The organism is Kitasatospora putterlickiae, assembly GCF_039527695.1.
GTDB lineage: Bacteria > Actinomycetota > Actinomycetes > Streptomycetales > Streptomycetaceae > Kitasatospora > Kitasatospora putterlickiae.
Genome location: NZ_BAAAKJ010000011.1, coordinates 2,954 through 12,141, shown reverse-complemented (window position 1 = coordinate 12,141; position 9,188 = coordinate 2,954). Strand labels below are relative to the sequence as shown.

The window sequence follows — 9,188 nt, the reverse complement described above, 5'->3', positions numbered from 1 at the left end:
CACCACCCGCACCCCGCAGGAGGCCGCGCGGTTCGCCGACCGGGTGATCACCCTGGACGAGGGCCCGGGCATGGCGCTGTCCGTCGACGGCGTCGAGACCGTCGTCGACACCCCGTTCCGCCCCTTCGCCTTCCCCGGCGACGCGGCCACCGACTGCCGGCTGCTCGGCGGCCCGCTGGTCGACTTCAACGTGATGACCCGGCGCGGCCACGCGACCGCCGACCTCGTCCTCGCCGAACGGCCCGCCCCGGTCCCCGTCCCCGCCGACGCCACCGTGCTGCTGGTCTGCCTCTCCGGCACCGCGACCCTCGACGGCACCCCCCTCACCCGCTACGACGCCGCCCTCCTCACCGCCCCGGCCACCCACGACCTGCGCCCCGACGGCATCACCGCCGTCATCACCTTCCGCGGCGCGCCACAGGCCTGAGGGCCTCCGTCGCCGCGGTGCCGGGCTCCTCGGTCGCCGGTCCCCCGGGCCGGTCGTTCCCCTGGCAGCACCCGTGGTGCGGCGGGGCGAGGCCGCCGCCCGGCCCCCGCGTCGCCCGGCACGGCCCCCGCGCCCGGCTCAACCCGGGAAGCCGGCCGGACGCGGCGGCCCCCGCTCAGGACTCCGGCTCGCCCGGCGGCCGCAGGTCCCAGCCGGTCAGGGCGCGCAGTTGGGCCGCGGTCACGTCGCCCGGCAGGGGGCGGGGCGGATCGTTGCGGAACGGGGGCTGCCAGCCCTCCTCGGGTGTCCAGCGGCGGACCGGCCTCGCCGGGGCGCCCGCGACCACGGTGTGGTCCGGCACCTCCCCGCGGACCACCGAGCCGGCCGCGACGACCACGTTGCGGCCCAGCCGGGAGCCGGGCAGGATCACCGCCCCGGTGCCGATCCAGCTGCCGGAGCCGATCTCCACCGGCTCGTTGCGCGGCCACTGCTTGCCGATCGGCAGATCGGTGGCCCGGTACTCGTGGGCCTGATCGGATATGTAGACGCCGGGGCCGGTCCACACGTCGTCGCCGAGCACGATCGACTGGTGGCCGACGATGTGGCTGTCCCGGCCGATCACGCAGCCGCCGCCGATCCGCACGATCGGCTCGGGACCGAGGTCGAGCCCGGGCAGGAAGCCCGCGCTGATGGTCACCCGCTCGCCGATGATCGAGAACGGGCCGATGGTGATCCACTGCTCGTTGAAGACCGCGCCGAGCGGGAAGGACAGCTTCGTCCCCGCGCCCAGCTCGCCGAACCGGTAGGGACCGGGGTTCTCGCTGGACACCGCGCCGGTCCGCTGCACCCACCGCCAGCCCCGGTGGACGAGCCGCCCGGCGGTCCGTCGGCCGCCCGCCCGCGCGGCGCTGAACAGGGAACGCGTGATCGACATGCGCTCACGTTACCGGCCCGTAGGGCCCGTCCGGTGGGAGGGCGGCCAAGGTCACAGGGCCACCCGGGGTCACACGCTCCGGCCGTCTCGACCCCATGTTCGGGAAAACGGCGTCCGGGATCCGCCACGGCTGCCAGACTCACGGACATGGAGATCACCGCGCACCTCGACGCCCTGCGACGCGAGGGCACCCTGCTCGCGGACGCCGCCGCCCGCACCGACCTCACCACCCCCGTCCCGACCTGCCCGGAGTGGCAACTGCGCGACCTCGTGCTGCACACCGGCCGGGTGCACCGCTGGGTGACGGCCCTCGTCCGCGACCAGCTCACCGGCGAGAAGGCCATCGAGCTCCGGCCGGCGATCTGGGGGCTGGAGCCGGACGACGCCGACCTGGTCGAGTGGTTCCGCACCGGCCACGCCACGCTGGTCGACACGCTCGGCGCCGCCCCGGCCGACCTGGACTGCTGGACCTTCTTCCCGGCGCCGAGCCCGCTCGCGTTCTGGACCCGCCGCCAGGCGCACGAGACGGCCGTGCACCGGATCGACGCCGACGCGGCCGCCGGCGCCGAGGGGCCGCACGCCGAAGCGGAGTTCGCCCACGACGGCATCGACGAACTGCTGACCGGCTTCCTGACCATCGGCCGCGCCAAGGTCCACAGCGATCGGACCCGGACGCTGCAGATCACCGCGAGCGACGGCCCCGGCCGGTGGCTGCTGACCATCAGCCCGGAGCCGATCACCATCGAGCCCGTCGAGCGGCCGGCCGACCTGACGCTCACCGGCCCGGCCCGCGACCTCTACCTGCTGCTCTGGAACCGCCTCCCGGAGGGCACCGGACGGGTCGTCACCGCCGGGGACGACTCGCTGCTCGCCCTGTGGCGCGAGGCCGCGGCCATCTGACGCGCGGGAAAGGAGGGCGTGTCAGCGCGCCCAGCGCGCCGGACGCTTCTCCAGGAACGCGCGCATGCCCTCCTGCGCCTCCTCCGAGCCGAACAGCCGCGCCGACAGTTCCACCAGCGCGTCGGCGTCCCGCTCGAAGGAGCGCACCACCTCGGCGTTGGCGAGCCGCTTGGACTGCGCGAGGCCCTGCGGCGAACCCAGCCGCAGGGCGTCCAGCAGGCCCTTGAGCGCGACCTCGGCCGCCTCCGGCGCGTCGACGGCCTGCGTGACCAGGCCGATCCGGGCGGCCTCGGCGGCGTCGAAGACCTCACCGGTCAGGTAGTAGCGGGAGGCGGCGCGCGGGTCGAGCTTGGGGCGCAGCGGCAGCGAGATGACGGCGGGCGCGAGCCCCAGCCGCACCTCGGTGAACGCGAAGGTGGCGGCCGGCCCGGCGAGTGCCAGGTCGGCCGCGCCGACCAGCCCGAGCCCGCCGGCCCGCACGTGCCCGTCGATCACGGCGATGACCGGCTTGGCGCAGTCCACGATCGCCCGCTGGAGGTCGACCAGCCCGCGCGGTCCGACCGTCGGGTCCGCGCCGGTCGCCTCCGAGAGGTCCGCCCCGGCGCAGAACACCTTGCCCGCGTGCGTCAGCACCACCGCCCGCACCTCCGGATCGGCCGCCGCCCCGGCGAGCCCGGCCGTCAGTTCGGCCATCAGCCGGGTGGACAGCGCGTTGCGGTTGTGCGGCGAGTCGAGCGTCAGGGTGGTGACGGCGTCCTCGGTGGTCACACGGACGAGGGGCGCTTCACTGGTCATCGGTGCGGTCCTGCTTTCCGGCTGAGGGTGGGTCGGAACGGACGCCCGCCACCCGTGAGCCACGGGCGCCCGGACGACTCTGACACGCCCGCCCTCCCCACGGGAAGTGCCCAGGTCGAGGCCGTCCGGCCGGATCAGAGCCGCGACGTGTCGAGCTCCAGCCCGAACGGCTCCGGCAGCCGGACCGCCGTCCCGAACGGATGCGGCCCGTCCTCGACCGCGTACCCGAGCCGGGTGGGCTCGCTGAAGAGCGTGCAGGTACGGGCCTGCCGGTCGACCAGCAGGTACAGCGGCGCGCCGTACTGGCCGTAGCGGCGGCGCTTGACCGTCCGGTCGGTCTCCGCGTTCGACGGCGAGCCGACCTCCACCACCAGCAGGGTCTGGTCCGGGAGCAGCGCGCCCTCCGTCTTCGCCGCCAGCTCGGCCGGCACGACGGCGAGGTCGGGGACGTACCAGTTCTCCGATCCGGGCAGGTCGAGATTGCCGGAGCCGGACACGAGAGCCAGGTCCTCCAGCCGAGGAGTCAACTGCCGACGGATGACCTCGGCGGCGCTCTCGTGCGCCCACGACGGCGACATCGGAGTGATGACTCCTTCGATGATCTCGGCGCGGTCGCCCGCGACATGCTGGATCGCGTACTTCAGCGCCCGCTCGGGATCGGCAACCGCGCTGTAGTCGCCGGGAGTGTGGGGGGCCGTGCTCATGACGTTCTCCTCCTGGCCGGACGCTCTCGTCACCGCAGGTACCGCAGCAGCATACCGACCGTAAACGCCTGGTGTGCTGACCGGTCGTCGGCCACGATGGTCATATGACCATGGAATCGCAGCGCAGTACCGCCCCGCTCACCCATATCGCCGAGCCGCCCGGGGTCGCTCCGGGGACGGGGTACACGCAGGTCGTGTCGGGGACGGGCCGGCTGGTGGCGGTGTCGGGGCAGGTGGCGTTCGACGAGGAGCGGCGGCTGGTCGGGGAGGGGGACCCGAAGGCGCAGGCGCGGCAGGTGTTCGAGAACCTGCGGCGCTGTCTGGCGGCGGCGGGGGCTGACTTCTCGCAGGTCGTCAAGCTGACGTACTTCGTCACCGACGTGGCGTACCTGCCCGCCATCCGCGAGGTCCGGGACGAGGCGCTCGGGGAGCTGCCGCCGCCGGCCTCGTCGGCGGTGCAGGTCGCGGCGCTGTTCCTGCCGGAGGTGCTGATGGAGGTCGAGGCCTTCGCGGTGGTGCCGGAGTAGACCCCTAGGACGCCATCGCCACCTTGCCCCGCCGGGCGGCCCAGCGGACGGCGGGGCCCATCGCGAGGCCGGCCGCGGCGAGCAGGGTGCCGAGGACGGCCCAGCCGAGCAGGCCGTGGCCGACGACGGCGGTGGACACGAGAGCCGGACCGATCATCAGGGCGGCGGCGTTGCCCGCGTTGAAGACGCCCTGGTAGGCGCCGTGGGCCCGCTCGCCGGCCAGGTCGTAGCTGAGCGCCCAGGTGCCGGCCTGGCCCAGCACCTCGCCGACCGCCTGCAGCGCGACGCCGACGAGCACCACCAGGGCGGCGAGTTCGGCGCGTGCGCCGTGCGCGAGGGCGATCACCAGGCAGGAGGCGGCCAGGATCAGCCCCGCCCGGCCGCAGGCCCGCGCGGCGGCGGCCGGGTGCTCGGTGCCCCGGGTGGCGCGGACCTGGAAGGCGATCACCAGCAGGGTGTTGACGACCAGGGTGGCGGCCACGGTGATCCGGGGCGCGTCGGTCTGCTGGACGATCCACAGCGGCACGCCGACCTCCAGCATCGCGAACTGCAGGGCGAGCACCGAGCTGAGCGCCGTCACCAGCAGGAACGGCCCGTCCCGCAGCGCCGGGTTGCGCTCACGGGACGCCCGCCACGCCGGCCCGCCGGGTGCCGGGCGGGAGGCCCCGCCCGCGCCCCGCACCGGCAGCCGCAGGAACATCACCGCGACCACCAGGTACGAGGCCGCGTCGGCCAGGATGGCCGCCAGGTAGCAGGTGCGCGAGTCCACTTGGAGGGCGATCGCGCCGACGCCGGTGCCGACGCAGAGCCCGACGTTGGTCACCACCCGCAGGTACGCCCGGCCGGCCACCCGCTCGGCGGGGGGCAGCACCTCGGCGTAGAGGGCGTTGCGGACGGCGGCCGCGCCCCGGTCGGCGGCGGCGACCAGGCAGGCGAGCGCCACGAACGCCGGATAGCCGCCGACCGCCGTGTAGCCGGCGGTGCCGAGGCCGGTGAGCGCGACCAGCGTCACCAGGATCGGCCTGCTCCCCCAGCGGTCGGCGGCCCGCCCGGCGGGAACGCTCGCGACGACGCCGCAGAGCCCGGCGGCGGTGAGCGCGAGGCCGAGCTGCGCCGCGCTCAGGCCGAGGTAGCGGGTGAAGAACAGCACGCCGATGGAGAGCGAGAGGCCGCTGCCGACGGTGTTGAGCAAGGTGAGCCGGGCGAGCCGGCGCACCATCGGGTCCGGGTGCAGCAGGCGGGAGGCCTTGGACGCGGGCAGCCCGGAACCCGGTGCGGCGTTCGCCGCCGGTGAGGTGGTCATGCCCTCGATTCCACCCCGGCACCGCCGTCGGGCAGTACTGATTTAGGCTGTGGCTAAACCTCCGGGGGGAGCGGCGTGCACCGGTTCAAGCTCGACCTGGCGGACCTCGCCACCACCTGGTTCGCCTGCTCGCCGATCCAGGAGGCCGCGCTCAGCCTGCGGATGTGGACCCACCCGGGCTTCTACTCCGCGCAGTCCGCCGCGTTCGAGCGCCTGCGGCCCTCCTTCGAGCGGCTGGACTCCTCACTGCTGCTCTCCCTGGTCTCCGACAACCGCTGGATCCCGGACTTCCTGACGCCCCGCCCGGCCGTCCCGTGGCCGGACTTCCGCACCGAGCTGGCCGCCGTCCGGGCGCTGCCGCCGGAGCAGTTGCGCGGCGAGCTGGAGCGGACGTTCCTGCCGCACGGCCGGCCGCTGCCCGCGGTGCTGGAGGCCGGGCTGGCCGATCCGGCGCGGCTGCTGGCGCGGATCGCCGACGCCTTGGCGGAGTACTGGGAGTGCTGTCTGGCGCCCGGGTGGTGGCCGCGGGCGCGGGCGGTGCTGGAGGCGGACCTGGTCTACCGGTCGCGGGTGCTGGCCCAGCAGGGCGCGGCGGCGCTGTTCGCCGACCTCGACCACCGGCTGCGCTGGACGGACGGCGTCCTCTCGATCAACCGCCGCTGGACGGCCTGGGACGGCGAGATCACCGTGGACGGGCGGGGGCTGGTCCTGGTGCCGACCTTCTTCGCCCGGGGCGCGGTCACGATGATCAGCAACGACCGTCCGCCGCAGATCAGTTACCCGGCGCGCGGGCAGGCGTGGATGGCCGCGGCGCGGCCGCCGGCGATCCCGCGCGCGCTGGAGCGGCTGCTCGGCGCGCCGAAGGCCCGGCTGCTGGCGCTGCTGGCCGAGCCGGCCTCGACCACCGACCTGGCCTACCGGCTGGGCGTCACGCCGGGCGCGGTCAGCCAGCACCTGGCGGTGCTGCACGAGACCGGCCTGGTGACCCGGGCGCGACACGGACGTTCGGTGCTGTACGGCCGCAGCCCGCTCGGCGACGAGCTCGCGGGCGGTCCGCGCCGCGGCTGAACCCGGCCCCAGCCAACTCCACAGTGGTACAGACCTGTTGACGCATTGGTCTGTACCTCCTACAGTGCCCATGCCCCTGTCTCCCCACGACGGCGGGCATGTCATGTCCTCCGCACCGCCCCCCGCACCACCCCGCACCACCCCCGTACGGTTCGGCGTCACCCTGTCCAACCCCCACAGTCGCAGGGAGAACCATGTCCGTTCGATCCCGCGTGCGCAGAGGCCGCCACAGGCTGCTCGCACTGCTCTCCGTCCTGCTCCTCCCGGTGGCCGCGATCACCGCGGGAGCCACCCCGGCCAACGCGGCCGGCAAGCTCACCGCCGCCTTCACCAGCGAGAACAGCGGTTCCTGGTGGAAGGGCACCTACATCGTCAAGAACGACAACACCACCGCCGTCAACGGCTGGACCCTGGAGTTCGACCTCCCGGCCGGCGTGACCATCCAGAACAGCTACAACGGCACCGCGACGGTCAGCGGCCGCCACGTCACCGCGGTCGCGGCGTTCTACAACGCCAACGTCCCGGCGGGCCGGACCACCGAGCCGTACAGCTTCTGGTTCGTCGCCAACGGCCCGATCGGCACGCCGACCGGCTGCCGGATCAACGGCGACAAGTGCGACGGCAGTTCGGACGTCCTGCCGTCCGCCCCGGGCACCCCGACGGTGACCGACTCGACGGCCCACAGCCTCGCCCTGAAGTGGCCCGCCGCGACCGGCGGCGACTTCGCGGTCGCCTCCTACGAGGTGCTGAACGGCACCACCGTGGTCGGCACCAGCAACACCACCGACGCCCTGGTCTCCAACCTCACCCCGGCGACCAGCTACACCCTGACCGTCCGCGCCAAGGACACCCGCGGCAACGTCGGCCCGGTGAGCGCCCCGGTCACCGCCTCCACCTTCGACCCGGCCACCGACCCGACGCCGCCCACCGCGCCCACCAACCTCCGCACCACCGCCGTGGGTTCGAGCGACGTGACGCTCGCCTGGAACGCCGCCACCGACAACCTGAAGGTCGCGGCGTACGACGTCTACCAGGACGGCACGCTGGTCAGGACGGTGACCGGCTCGACCCTGACCGCCACCGTCTCCAGCCTCTCCCCGTCCACCTCCTACACCTTCACGGTCAAGGCCCGGGACGGCGCCGACAACGCCTCGCCCGCCTCCGCCGCGCTCAAGGTCACCACCTCCGACCTGGTCGGCACCGGCAAGTACGCCCGGGTCGGCTACTTCACCCAGTGGGGCATCTACGGACGCCAGTACTTCGTGAAGAACCTCGACACCTCGGGCAGCGCGGCCAAGCTCGACGTCATCAACTACGCGTTCGAGAACATCGACCCGGCCAACCTCACCTGCATGACCGGCGTCACCAAGGGCACCACGTCCAACCCGCAGGACCCCGACCAGGGCACCGGCGCGGGTGACGCCGACGCCGACTACGCCCGCCCGATGAGCGCCGCCCAGTCGGTCGACGGCGTGGCCGACGACGGCTGGGGCAAGCTGCGCGGCAACTTCAACCAGCTGAAGAAGCTCAAGGCCAAGTACCCGCACCTCAAGATCGTCGCCTCGCTCGGCGGCTGGACCTTCTCCAAGTACTTCTCCGACGCGGCGGCCACCGACGCGTCCCGGCAGAAGTTCGTCAAGTCCTGCATCGACATCTTCCTCAAGGGCAACCTGCCAGTCTACAACGGCGCGGGCGGCGACGGCATCGCGGCCGGCATCTTCGACGGCATCGACATCGACTGGGAGTGGCCCGGCTCGCCCGACGGCCACGCCGGCAACCACTACAGCCCCAACGACAAGGACAACCTGACCGCGCTGCTCGCCGAGTTCCGCAAGCAGCTGGACGCGCTCGGCGGCTCGCACAAGCTGCTGACCGCCTTCACCCCGGCCGACCCGGTCAAGATCAACCAGGGCTGGGACCTCTCGAAGATCTTCAACTACCTGGACATCGCCAACATCCAGGGCTACGACTTCCACGGCGCCGGCAGCGACAACTCGTGGGAGCCCAACCGCGCCGGCCACCAGGGCAACCTCTACGTGGACGCCCAGGACCCCTACACCACGCACTTCAGTGTCGAAGGGGCCGTCAAGCCCTACCTCGACGCCGGGGTCAACCCGCGCAAGCTCACCATCGGCCTGGCCTTCTACGGCCGCGGCTGGCAGGGCGTCGCGGACGGCGGGGTCAAGGGCGAGTGGCAGAGCGCGACCGGAGCGGCCCCCGGCCAGTTCGCCGAGGAGGCCGGCACCCGCGGCTACAACAACCTGATCACCACCTTCCCCAACCTCTCCGTCTACCACGACGAACAGTCGGTGGCGACCTACGGCTACACCGGAGCGGGCGGACAGTGGTGGACCTTCGACGACGCCTGGTCGATCGGCAAGAAGACCGCCTGGCTGAAGTCGAAGGGCCTGCTCGGCGCGATGATCTGGGACATGACCGGTGACACCCCCGGCGGCACCCTGATCAACGCGCTCGACGGCGGCCTCAAGTAGCACCGGAAACCGGAGCACGCCGGGTCCGGCGGGGGTGG

9 protein-coding genes are annotated in these 9,188 nt (G+C 73.5%); 5 read left to right on the top strand and 4 right to left on the bottom strand.

All coding sequences use genetic code 11. The features are described from left to right. A partial coding sequence (locus ABD308_RS01115) for a HutD/Ves family protein (protein WP_344323815.1) occupies nt 1-427 on the top strand: 427 nt, incomplete at its 5' end. Nucleotides 428-602: 175 nt separating this feature from the next. On the opposite strand, the gene ABD308_RS01110 is transcribed toward ABD308_RS01115, so the two are convergent. Then, entirely contained in the window at nt 603-1,361 is a 759-nt protein-coding gene (locus tag ABD308_RS01110) for an acyltransferase (RefSeq protein ID WP_344323803.1), read from the bottom strand. Between the two features lie 147 nt (nt 1,362-1,508). On the opposite strand from ABD308_RS01110, the gene ABD308_RS01105 reads away from it, so the two are divergent. Continuing rightward, nucleotides 1,509-2,261, top strand: coding sequence for a maleylpyruvate isomerase family mycothiol-dependent enzyme (locus ABD308_RS01105; protein WP_344323792.1), 753 nt, complete (start codon nt 1,509-1,511; stop codon nt 2,259-2,261). Between the two features lie 21 nt (nt 2,262-2,282). On the opposite strand, the gene ABD308_RS01100 is transcribed toward ABD308_RS01105, so the two are convergent. Beyond that, nucleotides 2,283-3,056: an enoyl-CoA hydratase family protein gene (locus ABD308_RS01100; protein WP_344323782.1), complete on the bottom strand. Its 774-nt coding sequence runs from the start codon at nt 3,054-3,056 to the stop codon at nt 2,283-2,285. A gap of 134 nt (nt 3,057-3,190) precedes the next feature. After that, a complete protein-coding gene (locus ABD308_RS01095; RefSeq protein WP_344323770.1) occupies nt 3,191-3,760 on the bottom strand; it encodes a Uma2 family endonuclease in 570 nt (189 codons plus the stop codon). Between the two features lie 110 nt (nt 3,761-3,870). Here ABD308_RS01095 and ABD308_RS01090 point away from each other — a divergent pair, with 110 nt between their 5' ends. Next, the gene (locus ABD308_RS01090) at nt 3,871-4,287 is read left to right on the top strand and encodes a RidA family protein (protein ID WP_344323984.1); all 417 of its coding nucleotides are present in this window, start codon (nt 3,871-3,873) and stop codon (nt 4,285-4,287) included. 4 nt (nt 4,288-4,291) lie between these two features. Here the strand turns inward: ABD308_RS01090 and ABD308_RS01085 are convergent, their stop codons facing one another. Further along, entirely contained in the window at nt 4,292-5,590 is a 1,299-nt protein-coding gene (locus tag ABD308_RS01085) for an MFS transporter (RefSeq protein ID WP_344323767.1), read from the bottom strand. A 75-nt stretch (nt 5,591-5,665) separates the two neighbouring features. Between ABD308_RS01085 and ABD308_RS01080 the strand changes: the two genes are divergently transcribed. Next, on the top strand, nt 5,666-6,658 hold the full coding sequence (locus ABD308_RS01080; RefSeq protein WP_344323761.1) for an ArsR/SmtB family transcription factor: 993 nt from the start codon (nt 5,666-5,668) through the stop codon (nt 6,656-6,658). A gap of 194 nt (nt 6,659-6,852) precedes the next feature. Next, nucleotides 6,853-9,150, top strand: coding sequence for a glycosyl hydrolase family 18 protein (locus ABD308_RS01075; RefSeq protein ID WP_344323750.1), 2,298 nt, complete (start codon nt 6,853-6,855; stop codon nt 9,148-9,150). Nucleotides 9,151-9,188: the final 38 nt, after the last annotated feature.